Origin of the sequence: Rickettsia japonica YH (assembly GCF_000283595.1) — a bacterium.
In the GTDB taxonomy this organism is placed as follows: domain Bacteria; phylum Pseudomonadota; class Alphaproteobacteria; order Rickettsiales; family Rickettsiaceae; genus Rickettsia; species Rickettsia rickettsii.
This window is the reverse complement of the sequence record NC_016050.1, coordinates 243,830-265,208: the sequence shown is the minus strand read 5'-3', so window position 1 is coordinate 265,208 and position 21,379 is coordinate 243,830. Positions and strand designations below refer to the sequence as shown.

Genomic DNA, 21,379 nt, shown 5'->3' with positions numbered 1-21,379 from the left:
AGCATTAGCACAGCTAAGTAAGAATAATTTTGCAAGTTTAGAATTTATAGATTTAATATTTTCATAATATCTAATTTCTCTTTAATAAATCTTAGCAATTACTTAAAATATTAATACTTTTTATTATTGAAGATAATGATACATAAAAAATATTATGTTAAAAAATTTATATTGATAAGTTATAAAATAGGATAGTAACGTGGATTTTATATGATATTTTAGTATTTATAGGAAATGTAAAGCTTATTGTTAACGTTTAGTTTAGTTAATTTATTAAAATCTTGTGGAACAAGATACAGTATTACTTCTATACATGCAAGCGATATTATTAAAATTTTCATTATTTTTAAAATGCTTTATAATGATTGTTATGAATACCCAAGTCGTCATTGCAAGCAAACTTTAGTGAGCGTGGCAATCTCAGGAATTTTTCCAATATTGCTTCGTCGAAACTTACAGTTTTTCCTCGCAATGACGCAAAAATCGTTCCACGCAACCGCGCTTTCTTGCCTACGCGGGAATGACATTAAACTATAAGGTATATACTTTGTCTCTCAAAACCAAATTACTTTTTATTACAATCAGTGGCATTATAATATTATATTTTGCTATTCCTCCTGCGCCTTTACTTAAAGACGTAAGTTTCTCACAAAGAGTATTTGACCGAAACGGCGAGTTAATGCGTATTTCGCTTTCTAAAGACGATAAATATAGGATATTCACTCCTATACGTGAAATACCGGCAAGTTTTATAGAAGCAGTACTATTATATGAAGACAAGCATTTTTATGAGCATTTTGGCGTTAACCCCGTTTCTTTAGCCAAAGCTTTTTATTCTACTTATTTACAGAATAATCGTAAAATAGGCGGCTCTACTATAACAATGCAAGTAGCACGTTTAAGATATGGAATAAACTCTTCTACTATTCTTGGTAAAATCCATCAAATCATTAAAGCTATTCATGTAGAGCTACATTATTCAAAAGATGAAATCCTAGAAGCTTATCTAAATCTAGTGCCTTACGGTAGTAATATTGAAGGGATAGCAGCCGGCAGTTATATTTACTTCAATCGTGACCTAAAAGATTTAAATTTGATCGATATTCTAAACCTTGCAGTAATCCCACAAAATCCGCTTAAAAGAGGCGGGAATGATATTAATATTTTTAAAGCACGTAAATATCTATTTACCAAGTGGCTCACGATTCACCCACAAGATATTATTTATAATAAGTTAATTAGTTTGCCGGTTAAATTTAATCAAAATAAAAAGCTGCCTTTTATTGCACCGCATTTTACTTTAGACATACTAGCAAATAATGATAGCCCTATTATACGCACTACTATAGATAAAAATCTGCAAGCTACTATAGAAAAACAAGTTCGGCTATATATTAATGATCGGAAAAAATATGGCATTAATAATGCCGCCGTAATTCTTATTGATTTTACTACTATGGAAGTGCTTGCAAGTATTGGCTCCGGAGAGTTTTTTAATAACGATATTTGTGGACAGATTAACGGCACTAAAAGCCATAGATCTCCAGGCTCAGCTTTAAAACCGTTTGTCTATGCACTTAGTTTTGATCAATCACTAATACATCCGTTAACTTTACTAAAGGATACACCTACTTACTACGATCATTATAAACCAGAAAATTTTGATAGTAGGTTTGCAGGCGGTTTAAGCGCTAGAGAATCGTTAATAAAGAGCCGTAACGTACCTGTAATATTTCTGGCGTCTAAGTTAAAAAACCCGAATTTTTATGAGTTCTTACAACAAGCAAAAATTAGAGGCTTACGAAAACCTGAAAATTACGGTTTATCTATAGTACTCGGCACAGCAGAAATTACTCTTGAAGAGTTAACTACTCTTTATGCTATGCTTGCTAATTTCGGTACTTATAAACCGCTTAGAAAAGTATTGGATTCTACTATGTCATTCCTGCGAAAGCAGGAATCCATAAAAAATTACCTAAATGTTGGAACAAAAATTTCATATGATTTACTGGATTCCCGCTTTCGCGGGAATGACACAGGAGAGGACAAGGATGACGCAGACACCGTACTACTATCCCCCGAGGCAAGCTATTTAACACTTGATATTATAAAAGATACGACTCGTCCTATTACCTATAATAATACAAAGCATAACTTACCGATTTATTGGAAAACAGGTACTTCCAGCTCATTTAGAGATGCACTTAGCGTCGGCATATTCGGGAAATACGTACTTGCTGTTTGGGTTGGGGATTTCAAAGGGCAAACTCACGGAACATTTACGGGTAATATTTCTGCAGCCCCTTTATTCTTTAATATTATCGAATCCATAGCTAGACCAAATAAAGATGAGGATTTAATCCTTTCAAAAATTAATGCACTAAATATTACTAAAGTAAAAGTTTGTGCAGATACGGGAGATATCGATAACGATATGTGTCCGGTTAAAGCAGAAACCTTATTCATTCAAGGCAAATCACCGATAAAACAATCCGGTATTTATAGAAAAATGTTGATAGATTTAAAAACCGGTATGCCTGCTTGTAACTTTATTAAAGGACAAACAGAATATAAAACAGTAAATTTATGGCCAACAGATATGCTTTCGGTTTATCAAAAAGCAGGAATACATATATTACCGAAACCGATACCTACAAACCATTGCAATAGATTGATAAATTGGCATCATCAAAAACCTAAAATTATATACCCGTTAAAAAATTCCGTACATTCAATTAAAAATAGTGATAACATTACTTTTAGTGCGATTAGCGATAATAAAACCAACAATATTTTTTGGTTTGTGGAAAATGAATTAATAGCAACCGCGAAACCAAACGAAGCAGTAATATGGAAAGCAAAAGCCGGTGAATTTATTATTAGAGCTATCAGCGATAGCGGCGAAAGCGACAGTATAAAAATTTATATTAAAGAATAGATTAGCGGTTATATATGAAATTTAAAATTCCCACAGAAATTGATATTAAACCTTTCACAGAAGCAGAAACTGCTCTTGATTCTTTAAAAGCAAATATTCTAAATGCATTGACTGAAGTGAATTATTCACTAATACCAGCAGGAAAAACACCAGAAGCTACAGTAGTAATAGGATTACCTTATAGCGGGAAAAGCACATTTTTAAATGCTCTTGAGAACAACCTTAAGATTATCGAAAACGGTGAAGAATTTACATTTGATAAATTATTTGATTTTGAAACAAGGCCGGAAATTCAGCATAAATATGAACCGGCTATATATGATCCCAAAAAATTTGAAATTGCAGAAAAAGTATTTTGGGAATGCTCTAACGGAGTACCCGATACAGTGCAAGAGTTAATCAATGTATTTTTCATTCAAAAGCTAGTTCAAATGACCGATAAATTAAAATTTATCATAGTAGTAAAAGAAGAGACCGTAAAATCCCCTAGTATCTTTAACAGGATTATAGAAGACTTTAAAAATATTTTTCCTACAGAAGAACACAAAAAATTAAAAGGAAATGTTATATGCGTAATAACACAACATAATGAAAATAATCATGAAAACATTATGCAGATGTACAAAATAGCATTGCTATTAACCAGGATATATTAGAATGCTCTGATATAAAATTTTTCTATAAACCTACTTCTCAAAATGGGAAAATAAACCTCTCTCTAGAACTAAAACACCTAGAAGAGAGAAAAGGAGTACAAAATTTAGAGATAAAGCAGCTAAGTTCATTGCTAAAGGAACAAGACCGTCTGATAGAAAATTTACATACACAAATACAGATAAATATATAATATATAATTAATACTATCCAATCAATTTTTGAAGACTTTAATGTATATACACCTCTTAACTACTCAAAATTTTTTAACTATGAGGATTATATTAAACCATATTTACCAAGTTCTCCAATACAATACCGGCTATAGAAAAAACTCTTTCTTGTTTTGAAGGATTAGCACAATTATCAGAATTTCAAGCTATCATATTAAACAAACAAGCTAATAACCTTATAGGGGTAATATTTCAAATTTTAGACTCTATTGAGAAATTCACAGACAATAAACCAGTTATTCAAGCTGACCGATATGTATTAACCTACAAATTAAAGAATTATCATTATTTGAAGAAATGTTATCTACAACATGGTCTCAATCCAATGATTACTATAGTTCCTTAATTAAAATATGTGATTTATTCATACAAAATCACTATCTATCTTCTATAAAAAATATAGAACCTAAACACGATCAACCAGTAGCAATATTATAAAGAAGCCATAGAGTGGTTAAATAAGTACTCGGACAAAGCAGAAGTGACTCAAACTATAGGCTAGCTGCCACTCTAAAATAGATGAGATATTGAGCGAAGAAGAAGATTATAATGGAGCTTTAGCTAATTATAATACAGCTGGTGTTGTACGTGATCCTCAAAAACAACGAGATGCAATGCTTATAGCATACAATACTTTCTTAGGAAACCCAAATAATAACGCAATTCAACAAACAGATATTTCAGAACAACAATAAAGAGAGGGATATCTTAATGGTATAATCAGCGATATTATTGATCTGTGACCGTTCACTGGTGTTAAGCGGCTTATTATTCCTCTCTGTCATCCCGTGATTTATTCACGGAATCCAGTAAAACATATAAAAATTTATTTTTATATGTTTATTTTATTAAACATGTAGTGTAGGTAACAATATTGAAGTTATTTTTTCTGGACCCCGTGGTCAGGCCACGGGGTGACATTGAAAAACCCATGAACGCTCACATTGATCTATCTATCTCAGTAAATCATTTATGCTTACTTTAGCTCTAGTAGTTTTATCGACTTGTTTTACGATAACTACGCAATAAAGTCCAGGCTTACCGGCTTCCTTAGCAGGTAATACTCCTGGAACTACAACGGAATAAGCCGGAATTCTGCCGTAAATAATTTCACCTGTATCTCTGTATACTATTTTTGTAGAGCTACTGATAAACACCCCCATACTAATTACTGCTCCTTCCTCTACTATTACACCTTCTGCTATTTCCGATCTTGCACCGATAAAACAATTATCTTCAATGATAACAGGCTTTGCTTGCAACGGCTCAAGCACCCCACCTATTCCCGTGCCGCCTGAAATATGGCAATTCTTACCGATTTGAGCACATGAGCCGATAGTAGCCCATGTATCAATCATTGTTCCCTCATCTATATAAGCACCTATATTAATGAAAGAAGGCATAATTACAACATTTTTAGCTATATAAGTACCTGTTCTAACAACAGCTCCGGGCACTGTGCGTATAGCTGCTTCTTTGAATGTATTTTTATCAGTATCTGCAGAAAATTTAGGAGCAACTTTGTCATACCAACTATTATAATTGTTATTATAAAGTTGTGATTCCGTAGTGATAAAATATAGCAATATAGCTTTCTTTACCCATTCATTAACTTGCCAACTATTTTCTTTCTTTTCACAAACACGAATCGTACCTTGATTTAAGCTTTCTATACTATCATTAAGAGTTTGCTTTAATGTTATAAGCTTTGAAAAATCTTGAAGAAGTGTGTCCTTAATTTGCCAAGCTTCTTCAATTTCTTTAATAAGAGAGGACATATCTTTTAACTGTTTTATTGCCAAAAATAATAAATGAGATTATCATAAAGTCAAACATAACAATTATAATTAACTATGCATATTACTTGCCCAAATTGCCAAACAAGATTTATTGTTACAAGCAATCAAATAGGTATTAACGGACGACGAGTAAAATGTTCCAAATGTAGCCATTTGTGGTATCAGAAATTAGACTATAATAATAGTACATTAAATGACTTTAAAGATAAAGTAAACACGGGCACTATTAAAACTCCTATTAAAAATCATTACAATGCTAATGTGCCGGTTATTTTACCGTATATTCCTACTAAGAAAAAATATAATATATTTCCAATATTATGGACTAGCTTTATAATTTTTTGTTTAGTGATATTACTAATAGATAGCTTTAAATTCTTAGGTAAATATGATCAATTAAAGATAGAAGAAATTAATTTAGGCAAATCTCGTCATATAGGCGGTATGAAGATATTTTATAAATTATCTAATGAGTCTGATTATTTAATTTCCGATCCTATAATCAAAGTGAGAGTAATAGATACTAATAATCAAGCTTTAGATGAATATGTATCAATTACAAAACTACAAACAAAAATCCTGCAAAACAAGCAATATATCTAGAAATGAATATTGAAGGGATCCCTATTACAGCAAAATATATTGATATTGTTATAGGTAATAGATTAGGACTTTTATTTAAGTGAGGATGTTGTTGCATAGACCTACAAAATCCACTGTCATCTCGTGGTTTAACCACGTGATCCATCAAAACAATTAAAACACTATTGAGTATTGTACGAATGTTGCAGTTGACTTAAGTATAAAGGCAATTGATGTCATTCCCACGTAGGCGGGAATCCAGAAAAACATATAAAAACTTGTTTTTATATGTTTATTTTTATTAAATATGTAATCTATATTAAGGTCGTCTTGTCCCTACCTTTACAGGAATGACATACTAAACGTTCATACAATAGAGAGTCAAGCCACATTATAACACCTAACGCATTTTTCGACCTACGCAACGATGCCATGTGGGAATGACATAGGGGCTATGCAACAACATCACTTAAAAATAAAAATACCCATAAGCCGAAGCTTATGGGTATTACTAATAGATATAATAATTTTTTCGTGTATTAGGAAACACCACAACTTGAGCTATTAGTATCACTTGATACCATATTAACAATATCTGGAGCTTTAAATAATATAATGATTGCAGTAACTACCACTAAAGCTACTTCCCACTGCAATTTTCCTCTTAATGTTTGAATTCCCAGAACAATTATACCGACAACAGCTATACCTTTTGCAGTATTGCCTCTGAATACTTTAATTAACTTACATAATGCCTCACCTACAGGATCGCCGGCATTATTACCTAAGCTATCAAAAGCTACCATAATAATAGCCACGCTTAGAATAGTAAATAATATGCGTAATGATAGATTATAATCGATTAATTCTTCGTTTAATTTACGAATAGGAAAGTTCATATGTTTTACCTCAATAAAATAATTAGCATTTAAAAAATAATGTATAATTTATTTATATATAAATCAACTCCTAAATATATGCAATTTTAATTAATATGCAAAAATATTTTAAAAATACTTATTTTAAGTAATATTATAATCACATATAGTATAATTTAACTTCCAAATATATAAACAAACGTAAATAAAAATAACCAAACCACATCTACAAAATGCCAGTACCATGCAGCACATTCAAACCCTAAATGTCCATTACCTTCTGTAGTAAAATCTCCTCTTTTTGCTCTAAAGTAGCAAACTATTAGAAATATAGTACCTATAATTACATGAGCTCCATGAAAACCTGTGGCTAAATAAAAATTAGAAGCATATATACCATCTGTAAATTTAAACGCCGCATGGTAATATTCATATGCCTGCATAGTTGTAAAAAATATTCCAAGCAATATGGTAAGAGCAAGTGCAGTTACACAATCTTTTTGATTTTTTTCTTCTAAGGCGTAGTGAGCCCAAGTAATGGTAGTGCCTGATAAGAGTAGTATTAAAGTATTGATAAAAGGAATATCAAACGGCTCAAAAGTTTTAATTGTAGGTGGAGGCCAAATGCCCTGCTTGACAACCCATACACCGTCTAAAAGACCTACGGGTGATAGACTTGATTTAAAAAAAGAAGCAAAAAATACACCAAAAAATACTATTTCCGTTAAGATAAATAACGCCATACCTATTTGTAAACCTTTTCTAACAGGACTAGTATGCTGATGTTCGACTATTCCTTCTTTCACTATATCTCTCCACCAAGAATATAAACAGTAACCTACTGAAATAATCCCTGCAGATAAAATATATATATTAAATTTGTAGCCATGCATGAACGAGACGCCGCCTATAACCAAAAGAAGTAAAGCAAAAGATGTTAGGACGGGCCAAGGGCTTGGGTCTACTATATGGAATAAGTGCGATTTAGTAATAGAATATGAATTATTTAAAATTATCTTTTGACTCATATTGTTATTTTATATTTCCTAATTATCACCAATAACAAACTACAAAAGTAATCTGCTATTCACATGTTCGCATGAGTGAAAATAAATATAAATTATTATTGATGTAAAAGCAAATGCTAGAAACAGATTATATAGAAAATATACCCAGTAACTCAGAATTACATTATTTATTATCAATGACAACTAAAATCTCTTGACTCTTTATATTATTCAACTAATATATAGACCGCTAATAATGTTTAAGCTCCATTGTTGCAAGACCAATCTGTCAAAACTTAATATTAAGTTATGCCAGGGGTCTATTATTATAAGTGAGTAAAATCATGAAGTATAATGGAGGTTGTTGTCTTACAGCAACGGAACTTAACCCCTGGCACCTTTATTTATTAATTCTAAAAAATACAAATGCAAAAAATAAAGAACAAATTTAAAAAAAGTTTTTCTTTGCATCACCATTTCTAATAATATTATTAATATTTTTTTATTATCTTCTTAATATCTTAGAAGTAAAATATTTCTAGATTTTTTAACTAATTAAGTTGTTAACTCTAAATTTTCTTACTTAAAATTATAGAGATACGACAAATTATCTTCACTATTTTACTAGTTATTTCTGCAAATATTGCCTCAGTACTATCATTCATTATAGCAATATTTTTATGTTCAATTTCATCAAGTCGAAATTTAATAATATTATTTAATAATTCTGGCTCAACATTTTTATTTTCTAAATAATTTATTTGCTGTTCATAATGTTTTTCTATTACTTCTTCTACACTCTCGGTAATAAGCATCGCCGTTTTTATTCCCATCAAGGAAGATAAAGCACCAAGTAAAAATCCGTAATGATGCCAAAAAAATAATAAAAACGTGGGTCTTATTTCTTTTTCCAGTAATTTTTTTTCAAAATAATTTAAATGCACTTCTTCGTGGTCAAGCATTTCTTTAATCAATATATGATCATTTTGAGATTTAATATATTTTAGCTGTCCTTGATAAATTCTTTTTGCACCATATTCTCCGGCATGATTAACTCTAATTATCTCGTGAATTTGTTTGTCAGGGTCAGAAAAATCAGGTCTAGGCATAATGTATACTCGTTTAATTTGAAAAATTGGCTACATCATATTATAAAAGCTACGGTGCTCACGTATTAAGTATACGCTCCGCTCCTCACCTTATAGTCTCCTTGCTCTTTTCCAAATTAAACTTCGTCTACTCTTCATTTACTTTGGAGTATACTTTGGAATAAATCGAAACTAGCAGGATTTAACTTATAATCCACTTCTGCCTGTTGTAGCACTTTTAAAGTCTTTAGACATTCAGTGAGGCTAAGACCGTTTGCTATCTTCGTAAAATCATTAATATACTGATAGAAAATCGGTGGTGATAATGATTTTATTGCGAGTTCCAAACGCTCACCGTTTTTTACTTTCGACAACACTATATATAAATTTAAATAATGCCTTATTAATGCTCTAATAATTAAAACTTCATTGATATTTTGTTTTTTTAATATATCAAGCTCTTGCAGAAAATTACTATAATCTTTTTTTGAAAAATACATTGCTAAATCACTGCCGTTTGCCGTAATTTCGCTACTTATAACTTCTAGAACGTCGTTTAAAGTAATTTCGCGTGCGTCGTGAACAAAATATATTAATTTATTTATTTCGCTACAAATTAAATCATGATCACCTTTTAAATGAGCTTTTAAATAAGTAATAGCTTCTTTACTTATAACTTTATTAGTTTTTGCTACTTTACCTAAAATAATTCGTTCAATTTTTGCTTCATCGTCATGATAACAAGCAACTGCCGCTAAATATTCTTCCGTTTCAAAAAACTTTCTAATGCTCCCACTAGAAGTCATTTCTTCACCTATAAATACAGGGAAATTTATATAATCCCTGTTTAGAATTATTTTTAAATTCTTATCAATTGAATTCCCAACCGATCTAATTTTAATTAATTCTTTTTGACCAAAAAAATTAGACGAATTAAGTAATATTTCTAAAGATGAAATATTAAGATCTGCGTATTCTATAGAAGTTTGTAGCATATTTAAGCTTTTTACTAAATGCTTACAAATTTTTTCTATATAACCTTTATCAGGACCATATAGTAAAAGAGCTCTAATCTTTCCGGATGTTATTAGTTCAAATAATCTACCTATTTGTGAAAAATAAAATTTCATAGCTTAACTATTTCCGTGTAAAATATAAAATTAATCTGCTACGAATTTCTTCTGCTGCTTGATATGCCAAGTCTATTCCTGTTTTATCTCTTTCAACATTTGTCGCATATGGTGTAAAAATAGCATTATATGACGTGTTTTGGTAAAACTTCTCTTCAATTAAAACCTTTTGGCTTTCTATATCAATTAATTTATATCTAACTAATTGATTAATATATTCCCTTAAAACATTGGAGTTTTTTTCAATAGTAGCAGGCATAGTTGTTGCGATAAGCTTTACTTTAAGCAGGTATTTTGCTTGTGCTTTCTGAGGTAAAATACTAGTTAAACGATGATAAAACTCAGCCCCTTCAATTGTTTGAATTGGTTCAACTTCAATAGCTTCTAAATCATTATTTCTACTGTATTTTTCACTATATACCGGTTTTAATTTACAACTGCTCATTAGAAAGAATATAATTATTACAAATAAAGAACGCATATATTAGATTAAGATTGGTTTTTTATATTAATAACAGTTTATTTCGATTTTGTGAAAGAAAATTATAATAATGAGCAATTATAATAATGAGCATTTATTAATATTTAATTATGTTGACATCAATAAGTGAGACTTGTATGCTGCCACTTCAAAATTTTTAAGGTATTAGATGTTATTAAATAAACTTGTTCTAAATATTTTAATACAAATACGCATAGCATTGGTAAAAATAAGAACATATTTTCCCCTACTAGAAAAAGTAACTTTAACAAAATATAGCTTAACAGAAAATATTGAAACACTCAAAGTAAATACAGATGAAGCTAAAACTGTAAAGATTACAAAAGAGGACTTAGAAAAATCTTTTGCGTTATATGAAGAAAAATTGATAATATTAGCACAAACACTATCATCACAAACATCAATTAGTTATGATGCTTATAACACTCAAACAAAGTATTACCCATTGATAGGAGAAGATGGAAGTATCAAGTATATCCCTATCACTGAATTATAATTTTTTAAGCTTTAAATTTAATCGGTAAGTTTTACATACTTACCGTTTTTTATTAAAGAACTCTCTATATCTTCCTTGCAAATCTAATACTCTATGTTAAATTTACAAGGAAGATTCTTGTCCGATAATTTACAAAATTTTTATACAAGCTCCATTATTGTATGCTTATTTTTTCCGATTATAGACATATCATCTTCTAAATATTTGTGCATATCTTCTGCCCAACCATGCCATGGTTCTATATTAAGCCGGTCTATAATATCTCGTTCACAATTTTGCAATATTTCTAATATTTTTTCAACTAATGTTTATTCTTTATCCTCAACCGCATCATGTAAGATATACTTATTATTTTTATCAAATAGAAATGCTTTTAGTGCAGCTTCATCATTCTTGTCTATTAATGCTTTGAATTTTCTTAAGAAGCTTCTTTTTTAGAAACATCCCTCTCTATATCATCATCATCTGAACGTGGTGATGTTAGTGAATCATGAGTATTAGAGTTATTACTATTTTTTGTAAAAAACTTAAAAAAAGATGTTTTTTTTATCGACTGTAGTATTTGTTCTTTAGTCATTAATGCTCCTAAAATATAAGATTATAAATTTAAGAATAATAACGCAACAAACCAAGTTGAATTATATATTACTTCATTGATTAAGAATTGTTAATTTATCACAATGTCATTAATTACTGAAGTTTTATATTTTCCATATCCCAATCATGAGAAATAGTATTATACTTTAACATATAAGGCTTAGTATCTATAGAATCTAGAGTTACATCAGCAATCATATCATCATGCGACGAGATAAGTTCATTATAACCGAAATTAGCATAATAAGGTTGATAATTTCTAAATCTAACCGTTATAAACTTCTCTTTAGTAATAGCAGGTAAGAATTTCACCAAATCATCAAGATTACTTAACGCTAAATCTTTCATCTCAAAAATTTGCAATCTATAAACATTTTTATAATCTTTAGTAAAAAACGTTGGTATAGAGCTAAAGCTACTACCGGATTGAACGGAAGCTATACTTAGAGCTTTAAGCGGAATACCTGATTTATTACTAAAATAATCATCGGCTTCAAAAAATACTGCACCGCCGAAATTTATCATTTTAGCGATTTTATTATTGTTCACATCATATAAATCTACTGCTTGTTCTAGCTTTTTTCCGTCACGAAATATAGTAAGTTTAATAGCGATTCCTTTGAAATTATCCATTTCTCTATCAAATAATGCTAGATTGCCGCCGAGTTCCTTATCATTAACTGCCCAAATAATATCACCGGCTTTTAAAGATTTTTCGGCAGGTGATCCGGCTAGAACTGCCTTAACGCTTATCACTCTATTTCTACTATCAGGAAATTTCTTTATATATTTATCCATTTCTTCTTTAGGGAAATTGTGATGTCTCACTGCTTTATTTAAAGAATATAACTCGCTTATTATTCCTATATGTTTTCTGCCTGGTTGTTTATTATTCTTTAAACTTTCTAAAGTGCGAGCTACATAATCACCGTGCAGCGCTAGAGAATGAGTTTTACCGCCACCATATAATACTCCTATAGCCTCAATCTTATCGTTTAATACCGGTGAACCGCTAGCACCTCCTGTAGTATTTAAATTAATAACATAAGTACATTGCGGCATTAAACCTTCAATATTATAAAGATCAGACAAATAACCGGTATGGAAAGAAAAACCTTTTGCTTCTGTGTTACCGACTACAAAAACCTTTTGATTTAATTTTGGAAATTCGCTTGCAAAAGATATTTGCGTTGCTGATGCCGGTATATCTTTACTCTCTACTTTTAAAACGGCATAATCTTGCCAAATATCGTAATAGATAAGTTTTGCTTCTGCCTGCTCACCGTTATAAAAAGTAACAAAATAAGTTCCGATAGACGCACCGCCGACAACATGAGTATTAGTAATTATATAACCGTTGTTCTTATCGTTGATAAATCCCGTTCCAGTCCAACTACTTGTATCGTCATATGCCGATACGGCAATTCTAGTATCGATCGTTACGATTGCTTTCTTTGCTTTTTCAAATATAATAGTGCTTGTTTCGCTAGATGCTAAAACTATATTATTTAGGACAACTAAATTAATAATAAATAAAAGTTTTAGTAAAATCGGTAGTTTTTTCATTGTCACCTCTTGTAAAATCATTTAAGCCGCACTATATCAAATCAAAAGTCATAATAAAATAAAAAAAAGAAAACGAGGAATCTTATGGGAAAAGTAATAGGTATCGACCTTGGGACTACCAACTCTTGTGTTGCGGTCATGGAAGGTAAAGAACCAAAGGTAATAGAAAATGCAGAAGGTGAAAGAACTACGCCGTCAATAATAGCTTTTGCAAACGGCGAAAAATTAGTCGGGCAATCTGCTAAGAGGCAAGCAGTAACTAACCCTCGCAATACTATATATGCGGTAAAGCGATTAATCGGTAGAAATTTTATCGATCCTATGGTCAGGAAAGACCAAGGTATTGTACCGTATAATATAGTTAAAGCCGATAACGGGGATGCATGGGTCGAAGCGGATAATAATAAATATTCACCAAGTCAAATTAGTGCATTCATTTTACAAAAAATGAAAGAAACTGCTGAGAATTATTTAGGGGACAAAGTAACACAAGCAGTAATTACCGTACCTGCTTATTTTAATGATGCACAGCGTCAAGCAACAAAAGATGCCGGTAAAATAGCAGGTCTTGAGGTCCTGAGAATAATCAACGAGCCGACTGCTGCAGCTCTTGCTTACGGTTTCGAGAAATCGACAAGTAAAACTATTGCAGTATACGATCTTGGCGGCGGAACATTCGATGTTTCAATTCTTGAGATCGCTGACGGTGTTTTTGAAGTGAAATCAACAAACGGCGATACATTCCTTGGCGGTGAAGATTTCGATACAAGAATATTAAACCATTTAATAGATGTATTCAAAAAAGAAAACGGTATAGATTTAAGTAAAGATCCTTTAGCACTTCAACGTTTGAAAGAAGCCGCGGAAAAAGCTAAGAAAGAGCTATCTTCTGCAGTCACTACCGATATTAATTTACCTTATATTACGGCTGATAGTAGCGGTCCAAAACACTTAAATATTAAATTTACTAGAGCTGAACTAGAAAAATTAGTAGATGATTTAATTGAAAAAACAATTGAGCCTTGCCGTAAAGCATTACAGGATGCAGGTTTTAAAGCTTCTGATATTCAAGAAGTAGTATTAGTAGGCGGTATGACTAGAATGCCGAAAGTACAAGAAGCCGTAAAAAAATTCTTCGGACGTGAGCCTCATAAAGGCGTAAATCCCGATGAGGTTGTAGCTCTCGGTGCTGCTATTCAAGGCGGAGTACTTAATAAAGAAGTAACGGATATATTATTATTAGACGTTACACCTCTATCCCTTGGCATTGAAACTCTTGGCGGCGTATTTACAAGATTAATCGATCGTAATACTACTATACCTACTAAGAAAAGTCAGGTATTCTCAACTGCTGATGATAACCAGCATGCCGTAACTATTAGAGTATTCCAAGGTGAACGTGAAATGGCAAAAGATAATAAATTACTTGGTCAGTTTAATCTCGAAGGTATACCTCCTGCACCAAGAGGTTTGCCGCAAATAGAAGTAACGTTTGACATTGATGCTAACGGAATAGTGCATGTTTCAGCTAAAGATAAAGCAAGCGGTAAAGAGCAGAAAGTAACTATTCAAGCTTCCGGTGGTCTTAGCGATGCGGAAATTGAACAAATGGTTAAAGATGCCGAACAAAATGCTGATGAAGACAAAAAGCGTAAGGAACTTATTGAAACAAAAAATGCTGCCGATAGTTTAGTTTATTCTACTGAAAAAACTCTTACAGAATATGGCGATAAATTATCATCAGACGATAAAGGAGCTGTTGAAGAAGCACTAGCCGCTTTAAAAGCAGTGCTTGAGTCGGAAGATGCTGCTTTGATTAAAGAAAAGACCGAAAGTTTAACTGCAGCTAGCATGAAAATCGGTGAAGCGATGTATAAAGCACAAAGCGAGAGCCAACCTGCTGAAGAAAGTGCCGCTAATGATGAAAAAATAGTAGATGCCGACTTTCAAGATGTAGAGAAGAAGTAGAAGTAATTTCGTCATTGCGAGGAGCGAAGCGACGTGGCACTCTCGTTAAATATCCTGAGATTGCTTTGTCAAGTTACTATGTAATTTTCCTCGTAATGACGTTACAATCTCATTTTATAAATTAAATTATGTCACAAAATTATTACCAAATACTAGGGGTTAGTAAAACAGCTAGCCAAACTGACCTTAAAAAAGCCTACCTCAAGCTAGCCAAGCAATATCACCCTGATACTACTGATGCTAAAGATGCTGAAAAGAAATTTAAAGAAATCAATGCCGCTTATGATGTTCTAAAAGATGAGCAAAAAAGAGCTGCTTATGACCGTTTGGGACACGATGCTTTTCAAAATCAACAATCACGAGGGGGAGGAGGAAATCATGGCGGTTTTCACCCTGATATTAACGACATATTCGGTGACTTCTTTAGCGACTTTATGGGAGGCAGCAGAAGATCATCACGCCCAACTTCAGCTAAAGTTAGAGGCTCAGATTTAAAATATAATCTGACAATTAACCTAGAGGAAGCATTTCACGGTATAGAAAAAAATATTAGCTTTGCTAGCGCAGTAAAATGCGATACTTGTCACGGTAGCGGTTCTGAAAAAGGTGAAACCATAACTACTTGCGATGCTTGCAGCGGTGTTGGAGCAACTAGAATGCAGCAAGGATTCTTTACGATCGAACAAGCTTGTCATAAATGCCAAGGTAACGGACACATTATAAAAAATCCTTGCAAGAAATGTCATGGCATGGGACGTTACCATAAACAACGAAATTTATCGGTAAACATTCCTGCCGGTGTTGAAAATGGTACTAGAATAAGACATACCGGAGAAGGGGAAGCAGGTATTAGAGGCGGTAATAGCGGTGATTTATACGTTGATATAACAATAAAACCACATGATATTTATAAAGTAGACGGAGCACATCTACATTGTAAACTACCTATTAGTTTTGTGAATGCTGCTCTTGGAGGAGAGATAGAAGTACCGGTAATTGAAGGCGGAAAAGTAAACTTAACAATTCCTGCAGGCACACAAAACGGGGATCAATTAAGGCTACGCAGCAAAGGTATGTCTAAAATGAGATCAACTATTAGGGGTGATATGCTTACGCATATTCATGTCGAAGTACCTAAAAATTTATCTAAAAGACAACGTGAATTACTAGAAGAATTCAAAAAAGAATCCATAAATGAAAAAGAAAATGACGGCAGCTTTTTTAATAAAATGAAAAGTCTGTGGTCGTAAATTTTATTTACCTTTCCTATAGAAATGAAACCTCCAATATTATAAAATATTATTTGCATAATATTACCGGAGGTTCTTATGCCTTATAAAAATAATAACGATTTACCTGATTCAGTTAAAAATCATCTTCCGATCCATGCTAAGGATATTTATCGCGAAGCTTTTAATCATGGCATTTGAACCATATAAGGATGCCGATAAAAGACGTGGAAATGACTCTAGAGAGACAGTTGCACATAAAGTAGCATGGTCGGCCGTAGAAAAAAATACCATAAAAATGATAAAGGACATTGGGTAGAGAAATAAGTCCAAGAATATAGACCTATTCAGAAACTCTACTTCTAGGGGTAATTTGTACGTCGATCCGGTACTCGAATCCTTACGTACAAGTGTACGCTGCGGTTCTGCGTTTTGTGTTTCCCTCAAATGCCTCCTTATAAACGAGTTTCTGAATAGGTCTAATTTATAAGTTTGTGAGATTTTAAATTGAATCCTTGAAATTCTATAAGCCTATATGTATATTTAGTTATTAACTGAATTTAAGTTCTTATGAAATTAACAAAATTATTGAGTACCCTTTTAGTTATAGGGTTAGTTTTAGGCGGGTGCAAAAACAAAAAAACCAGTGATGACATAGTAGTCCCTATCCCTACCCTTTATAATGAAGGTATTACCTTATTGGAAAAGAAAAAATATAAGAAAGCTGCAGAAGAATTCGGAAGAATATTTTACCAGCATCCAGGTAATGAAATGACGCCGCAAGCCGAAGTGATGCAGGCTTATTCTTTATTTCTCGCCGCTCAATATGAAGAAGCGGTTGATGTGCTTGATATGTTCATTAATTTGCACCCTGCAAATGTTGACATTGCTTATGCATATTACCTTAAAGCATTATCATATTATATGTTAATTTCAGACGTAAATCATGATCAATCTAGAACTTTCCTAGCTAAAGATAGTTTTGAAGACATAATAGCAAAATTCCCAAATACTAAATATGCTATTGATTCATCTTTAAAAATTGACCTAGTAAACGATCATTTAGCAGGTAAAGAGATGATGGTAGGTCGGTTTTACTTAAAGAAAAAGAATCCGATGGCAGCTATAAATAGATTTGAAGAGGTAATTGATAATTATCAAACTACTTCTCACTCGGTAGAAGCTCTTTACCGTTTAGCCGAGAGTTATATGATGCTCGGACTTCCGGATGAAGCAAAAAAATATGCCTCAGTGCTAGGTTACAACTATCCTGAGAGTCAATGGTATAGTTATGCGTACAGGCTAGTTCAGAACCACCAAAATTAAGCGGCATATGTTCTACAGTCTCTCAGTTAAAAACTTCATTCTGATAGACGATCTGGAAATTGAGTTTAATAAAGGTTTATGTGTTATTACCGGTGAAACGGGAGCCGGTAAATCTATTTTACTTGATGCTATTTTATTTTGCTTAGGTTATAAAACTTTAAATAATATAATAAAGCGTGGAAAAGATTACGCTGTTGTTAATATAATATTCTCTTTAAATGAAGAAATAAAAAATTTTCTGATTCAAAATTTTATTGAACCTGAAGAGTTATTGTTTGTAAAGTGTCTGCAAAAAGCCGAAGGACGAAAAAATTTTTTCATTAATAATCAAGTGGTTACTAAAGCTCTTATGCAGCAGTTAGCTACTTATTTATTCGAGCTTCATGGACAAAATAATAATATTTCTCTTCTAGAAGCAAATACGCAGCGTGATATTTTAGATAGTTATGGAAATCTTTTAGACTTTCGAGCGGAGCTTTCCAAATGCTATCAGACTTGGCAAAATACTCGGAAAGAAATGGCCGAAATAACACTTAAGCAAAATGCTATAGAACAAGAAATTGATTATTTGAGCTTTGCAACGGAAGAATTAACTAAACTGAACATTCAAACAGGTGAAGAAGAAAAATTAGCCAATCTACGAAAAGATTTGCAAAATAAAGATAAGGATTTACAGCTAATAAAAGATATTCTAGAACAGATTAATAACCCTGAAATAAATACATCGATTAATAGAGCAACGAAATTATTAGCAAGGCAAGGCAACAATGAGCGTTTTGAAGCTATCGTTACAAGTTTAGAGGAAGCCTATAATAATCTAGAAGAAGCACGCCAAGAATTATCAAATCTGTTAGATAGTTTCAATTATGAGGAATATAATCTTGAAGAAACAGAAGAAAGATTATTTTTAATAAAAGCTATTAGCCGTAAATATAATGTTCCTGCTGATGCGTTAGGTGTATTTTTAGATAAATCTTTAGAGCAGCTTAGTATATTAAAAAACAAAATAGCAAATAGTAATGAGTTGAAAGCTCAAGAAGTACTACTGCAGAAAAAATATTATGAACTAGCGAGTAATTTATCTGCAAAGCGTCTTATTGTTGCAAAACATCTAGAAGAATCGTTGCATCAGGAGCTAAAACAGCTTAAAATGGCGAAAGCAATTTTTGAGATTGAGATAAATGCTAAAGAACCAACAGCTGACGGGAATGACGATATTGTGTTTAAAGCGTCTACTAACCCGGGAACGGCAGCTGCAGCAATTAATAAAATCGCTTCCGGCGGTGAATTATCAAGATTCATGTTAGCTTTAAAAACTTCTTTGTTTGATAAAATGGTAAAGCCATCTATTATATTTGATGAAATAGATGTCGGGATTGGCGGAGAGGTCGCAGATAAAGTAGGTGAGCGATTAAAAAAACTTAGTAGCGTTACTCAAGTAATAGTTATTACGCACCAACCGCAGGTAGCAGGTAAAGCGGATTTGCATATAAAAATCGAGAAAACACAGCTAGAGGAAGAAACGAAAGTAACGGTAAAAGCTTTAAATTTATCTGAAAGACAGGAGGAACTCGCCCGCATGATTTCAGGTAAAACAATCACCAAAGCAAGTTTAAAAGCAGCAAAGGAGTTGTTGCATTTGTAATAGGCACTAGCGGTACGGTTTTTATGTCATCCCTGCGAAAGCGAGAATCCAGACAAATAACCTTAATATTGCTATAAGAAATTACATATTAATTAACAAATAAACCTATAAAAAATAAGTTTTTTATAGGTTTTACTGGATTCTCGTTTTCGCGGGAATGACATAATAGGGAACATATGAACAACAACTACACAAAATTAGAAAACGAATTTGCAACCATCTCACATTTTAATAATATCTTGAGCATATTATACTGGGATGTTGCCGTAAATATGCCTATGGGTTCAGGTGAGAGTAGGACAAACGAAATAGTAACTTTAACGTCGCTAGTTCATTCTATGCTCAAATCTCCTATTCTAAAGGAGCTACTTAGCAAAGCAAAAGAAGAATCAAAGAACCTTGATGAATGGCAGAATGGTAATATTAGAGAGATTGAGAGAAAAGTAACAGATGCAAATTGTATTGACGAGCAGCTACAAAAGAAATTGGTAGCAGCTACTACTAAAGCCGCACTTGTTTGGCGAGAAGCAAGAAAACATAACGACTATAATTTATTTAAATCACACTTACAAAAAGTCTTAGATTATACGAAAGAAGTTGCTAAAGTACGAGCAGATGCTTTTAATTGCGGATTATACGACTCATTAATAGATATGTTTGATCCAAGCAGAAAAAGTAGCGAGATCAAACAAGTTTTTTCAGTACTTAAAAAAAAACTTCCGCAGCTCATAAATAAAGTTTTAGAAAAACAGAAAACCGAGAAAGAACTAGTACAACACAGCAAACTAGCTCCTGAAATGCAAAAGCGTATCGGAAAACGCATTATGGGAATTATGCAGTTTGATCTAACAAAAGGACGATTAGACGAATCGACTCATCCTTTTTGTGGTGGAACGCCAAACGATATACGTTTAACTACTAGGTATGATAAAGATAATTTCATAAGCAGTTTAATGGGAATTATTCACGAAACAGGACATGCTTTATATGAGCAGAATCTACCGGAAATATATAAAGGGCAGCCGGTTGGGCTTGCTAAAGGTATGGCCTTCCATGAAAGCCAATCTTTATTTATGGAAATGCAAGTAGGTAGATCAAGAGAATTTACCGAATTTTTAGCTAAATTACTTAGAGACGAATTTGCTTTTAAAAGCGAAGAATATTCAGCGGCAAGTTTATATAGAAAAATTACAAGAGTTACGCCTGATTTTATAAGAGTAGATGCAGATGAAGTAACTTATCCGATGCATGTAATATTACGTTTTGAGATAGAGGAAATGCTTATCAATGGCGACTTGAATCTCGATGAGTTACCAAACTGTTGGGATAGTAAGATGCAGGAATATTTAGGCGTTAAACCGGTAAGTTTTAGTAACGGCTGTCTTCAAGATATTCATTGGTCACACGGAAATTTCGGTTACTTTCCCGCCTATACAAACGGTGCAATTATCGCATCAATGGTGATGAAAAAAGTAAAAGAGATGCATTCAAATATAAAAGATGATATATTAAAGGGTGATTTTAGTAATCTAAATAATTATCTAAATAAGAATTTTAGAAATCTCGGTTCGTTAAAAAATTCAGCCGATTTATTAAAAAGTGCTAGCGGTGAGGAAAAAATTAGCCCTGAGGTGTATATAAGATATTTAGAAGGGAAGTATTTATAGTAATAAAATCGTTATTGCGAGGAAATTACGAAGTAATTGACGAAGCAATCTCGGAAGAATTGCTGAGATTGCCA

The 21,379-nt window shown here is 32.3% G+C and carries 20 protein-coding genes and 2 pseudogenes; 12 read left to right on the top strand and 10 right to left on the bottom strand.

All coding sequences use genetic code 11. The features are described 5' to 3' along the window. Positions 1 to 547 precede the first annotated feature (547 nt). The 3 genes from pbpC to RJP_RS10165 all read left to right on the top strand — a co-directional run bounded on the left by pbpC (position 548) and on the right by RJP_RS10165 (position 4,520). Positions 548 to 2,938, top strand: coding sequence for a penicillin-binding protein 1C (gene pbpC / locus RJP_RS01340; RefSeq protein ID WP_024704460.1), 2,391 nt, complete (start codon positions 548 to 550; stop codon positions 2,936 to 2,938). A gap of 386 nt (positions 2,939 to 3,324) precedes the next feature. Beyond that, positions 3,325 to 3,594, top strand: a complete 270-nt coding sequence (locus tag RJP_RS11225) for a hypothetical protein (RefSeq protein WP_024704494.1) — start codon at positions 3,325 to 3,327, stop codon at positions 3,592 to 3,594. A 758-nt stretch (positions 3,595 to 4,352) separates the two neighbouring features. Beyond that, positions 4,353 to 4,520, top strand: a complete 168-nt coding sequence (locus tag RJP_RS10165) for a hypothetical protein (protein WP_162098696.1) — start codon at positions 4,353 to 4,355, stop codon at positions 4,518 to 4,520. A 258-nt stretch (positions 4,521 to 4,778) separates the two neighbouring features. On the opposite strand, the gene dapD is transcribed toward RJP_RS10165, so the two are convergent. Next, a complete protein-coding gene (gene dapD / locus RJP_RS01325; RefSeq protein ID WP_024704459.1) occupies positions 4,779 to 5,603 on the bottom strand; it encodes a 2,3,4,5-tetrahydropyridine-2,6-dicarboxylate N-succinyltransferase in 825 nt (274 codons plus the stop codon). A 75-nt stretch (positions 5,604 to 5,678) separates the two neighbouring features. Between dapD and RJP_RS01320 the strand changes: the two are divergent. After that, positions 5,679 to 6,310, top strand: a pseudogene (locus tag RJP_RS01320) (MJ0042-type zinc finger domain-containing protein). Between the two features lie 435 nt (positions 6,311 to 6,745). On the opposite strand, the gene RJP_RS01315 reads toward RJP_RS01320, so the two are convergent. The 5 genes from RJP_RS01315 to RJP_RS01295 all read right to left on the bottom strand — a co-directional run bounded on the left by RJP_RS01315 (position 6,746) and on the right by RJP_RS01295 (position 10,790). After that, positions 6,746 to 7,105 (bottom strand): TrbC/VirB2 family type IV secretion system protein, encoded by a 360-nt coding sequence (locus RJP_RS01315; RefSeq protein WP_014120570.1) that lies wholly within the window; start codon positions 7,103 to 7,105, stop codon positions 6,746 to 6,748. 155 nt (positions 7,106 to 7,260) lie between these two features. Next, positions 7,261 to 8,112, bottom strand: coding sequence for a cytochrome c oxidase subunit 3 (locus RJP_RS01310; RefSeq protein WP_014120569.1), 852 nt, complete (start codon positions 8,110 to 8,112; stop codon positions 7,261 to 7,263). Between the two features lie 548 nt (positions 8,113 to 8,660). Beyond that, entirely contained in the window at positions 8,661 to 9,200 is a 540-nt protein-coding gene (locus tag RJP_RS01305) for a demethoxyubiquinone hydroxylase family protein (RefSeq protein WP_014013946.1), read from the bottom strand. A gap of 134 nt (positions 9,201 to 9,334) precedes the next feature. Then, positions 9,335 to 10,309 carry a DNA polymerase III subunit delta gene (holA, locus tag RJP_RS01300; protein ID WP_014120568.1) on the bottom strand — a complete coding sequence of 325 codons (975 nt, stop codon included), beginning with the start codon at positions 10,307 to 10,309 and terminating at the stop codon, positions 9,335 to 9,337. Positions 10,310 to 10,316: 7 nt separating this feature from the next. Continuing rightward, positions 10,317 to 10,790: a hypothetical protein gene (locus tag RJP_RS01295; protein WP_014120567.1), complete on the bottom strand. Its 474-nt coding sequence runs from the start codon at positions 10,788 to 10,790 to the stop codon at positions 10,317 to 10,319. Between the two features lie 169 nt (positions 10,791 to 10,959). Here RJP_RS01295 and RJP_RS01290 point away from each other — a divergent pair, with 169 nt between their 5' ends. Continuing rightward, positions 10,960 to 11,307 carry a hypothetical protein gene (locus tag RJP_RS01290; protein WP_014120566.1) on the top strand — a complete coding sequence of 116 codons (348 nt, stop codon included), beginning with the start codon at positions 10,960 to 10,962 and terminating at the stop codon, positions 11,305 to 11,307. A gap of 140 nt (positions 11,308 to 11,447) precedes the next feature. On the opposite strand, the gene RJP_RS09525 is transcribed toward RJP_RS01290, so the two are convergent. From RJP_RS09525 to RJP_RS01285, 3 genes are all read right to left on the bottom strand, one after another. After that, positions 11,448 to 11,588: a hypothetical protein gene (locus RJP_RS09525; RefSeq protein WP_014120565.1), complete on the bottom strand. Its 141-nt coding sequence runs from the start codon at positions 11,586 to 11,588 to the stop codon at positions 11,448 to 11,450. A gap of 137 nt (positions 11,589 to 11,725) precedes the next feature. Continuing rightward, positions 11,726 to 11,884, bottom strand: coding sequence for a hypothetical protein (locus tag RJP_RS09520; protein WP_167535732.1), 159 nt, complete (start codon positions 11,882 to 11,884; stop codon positions 11,726 to 11,728). Positions 11,885 to 11,997: 113 nt separating this feature from the next. Further along, a complete protein-coding gene (locus RJP_RS01285; RefSeq protein WP_014120564.1) occupies positions 11,998 to 13,491 on the bottom strand; it encodes a S1C family serine protease in 1,494 nt (497 codons plus the stop codon). A gap of 63 nt (positions 13,492 to 13,554) precedes the next feature. Between RJP_RS01285 and dnaK the strand changes: the two genes are divergently transcribed. The 4 genes from dnaK (at position 13,555) to RJP_RS10160 (ending at position 16,986) form a co-directional block, all read left to right on the top strand. Next, positions 13,555 to 15,438, top strand: coding sequence for a molecular chaperone DnaK (gene dnaK / locus RJP_RS01280; RefSeq protein WP_014120563.1), 1,884 nt, complete (start codon positions 13,555 to 13,557; stop codon positions 15,436 to 15,438). 128 nt (positions 15,439 to 15,566) lie between these two features. Then, the gene (gene dnaJ / locus RJP_RS01275) at positions 15,567 to 16,688 is read left to right on the top strand and encodes a molecular chaperone DnaJ (protein WP_014013939.1); all 1,122 of its coding nucleotides are present in this window, start codon (positions 15,567 to 15,569) and stop codon (positions 16,686 to 16,688) included. Between the two features lie 78 nt (positions 16,689 to 16,766). Then, on the top strand, positions 16,767 to 16,868 hold the full coding sequence (locus tag RJP_RS11520) for a ChaB family protein (protein WP_081497880.1): 102 nt from the start codon (positions 16,767 to 16,769) through the stop codon (positions 16,866 to 16,868). Continuing rightward, the gene (locus RJP_RS10160) at positions 16,858 to 16,986 is read left to right on the top strand and encodes a hypothetical protein (RefSeq protein ID WP_004996545.1); all 129 of its coding nucleotides are present in this window, start codon (positions 16,858 to 16,860) and stop codon (positions 16,984 to 16,986) included. The genes RJP_RS11520 and RJP_RS10160 overlap by 11 nt, the downstream gene beginning before the upstream one ends. Positions 16,987 to 17,018: 32 nt before the next feature. Here RJP_RS10160 and RJP_RS10155 read toward each other — a convergent pair. Further along, positions 17,019 to 17,130: pseudogene (locus RJP_RS10155) on the bottom strand (palindromic element RPE1 domain-containing protein); the annotation flags it as partial. 107 nt (positions 17,131 to 17,237) lie between these two features. Between RJP_RS10155 and RJP_RS01265 the strand changes: the two are divergent. The 3 genes from RJP_RS01265 to RJP_RS01255 all read left to right on the top strand — a co-directional run bounded on the left by RJP_RS01265 (position 17,238) and on the right by RJP_RS01255 (position 21,305). Then, a complete protein-coding gene (locus tag RJP_RS01265) occupies positions 17,238 to 17,993 on the top strand; it encodes an outer membrane protein assembly factor BamD (protein WP_014013937.1) in 756 nt (251 codons plus the stop codon). 7 nt (positions 17,994 to 18,000) lie between these two features. Next, complete coding sequence (gene recN / locus RJP_RS01260) at positions 18,001 to 19,638, top strand: DNA repair protein RecN (RefSeq protein WP_014013936.1); 1,638 nt, start codon at positions 18,001 to 18,003, stop codon at positions 19,636 to 19,638. 176 nt (positions 19,639 to 19,814) lie between these two features. Further along, positions 19,815 to 21,305, top strand: a complete 1,491-nt coding sequence (locus RJP_RS01255) for a carboxypeptidase M32 (RefSeq protein ID WP_014120562.1) — start codon at positions 19,815 to 19,817, stop codon at positions 21,303 to 21,305. Positions 21,306 to 21,379: the final 74 nt, after the last annotated feature.

Bases quoted from the DNA above. Each gene is read 5' to 3' on its own strand.
- RJP_RS01265 (WP_014013937.1), top strand. From the start codon at position 17,238: ATGAAATTAACAAAATTATTGAGTACCCTTTTAGTTATAGGGTTAGTT.
- RJP_RS01310 (WP_014120569.1), bottom strand. From the start codon at position 8,112: ATGAGTCAAAAGATAATTTTAAATAATTCATATTCTATTACTAAATCG.
- RJP_RS01305 (WP_014013946.1), bottom strand. From the start codon at position 9,200: ATGCCTAGACCTGATTTTTCTGACCCTGACAAACAAATTCACGAGATA.
- dnaJ (WP_014013939.1), top strand. From the start codon at position 15,567: ATGTCACAAAATTATTACCAAATACTAGGGGTTAGTAAAACAGCTAGC.
- dapD (WP_024704459.1), bottom strand. From the start codon at position 5,603: ATGTCCTCTCTTATTAAAGAAATTGAAGAAGCTTGGCAAATTAAGGAC.
- holA (WP_014120568.1), bottom strand. From the start codon at position 10,309: ATGAAATTTTATTTTTCACAAATAGGTAGATTATTTGAACTAATAACA.
- RJP_RS10160 (WP_004996545.1), top strand. From the start codon at position 16,858: ATGGCATTTGAACCATATAAGGATGCCGATAAAAGACGTGGAAATGAC.
- RJP_RS01285 (WP_014120564.1), bottom strand. From the start codon at position 13,491: ATGATTTTACAAGAGGTGACAATGAAAAAACTACCGATTTTACTAAAA.
- RJP_RS01255 (WP_014120562.1), top strand. From the start codon at position 19,815: ATGAACAACAACTACACAAAATTAGAAAACGAATTTGCAACCATCTCA.
- RJP_RS11520 (WP_081497880.1), top strand. From the start codon at position 16,767: ATGCCTTATAAAAATAATAACGATTTACCTGATTCAGTTAAAAATCAT.
- RJP_RS09520 (WP_167535732.1), bottom strand. From the start codon at position 11,884: ATGACTAAAGAACAAATACTACAGTCGATAAAAAAAACATCTTTTTTT.
- RJP_RS01290 (WP_014120566.1), top strand. From the start codon at position 10,960: ATGTTATTAAATAAACTTGTTCTAAATATTTTAATACAAATACGCATA.
- recN (WP_014013936.1), top strand. From the start codon at position 18,001: ATGTTCTACAGTCTCTCAGTTAAAAACTTCATTCTGATAGACGATCTG.
- dnaK (WP_014120563.1), top strand. From the start codon at position 13,555: ATGGGAAAAGTAATAGGTATCGACCTTGGGACTACCAACTCTTGTGTT.
- RJP_RS01295 (WP_014120567.1), bottom strand. From the start codon at position 10,790: ATGCGTTCTTTATTTGTAATAATTATATTCTTTCTAATGAGCAGTTGT.
- RJP_RS01315 (WP_014120570.1), bottom strand. From the start codon at position 7,105: ATGAACTTTCCTATTCGTAAATTAAACGAAGAATTAATCGATTATAAT.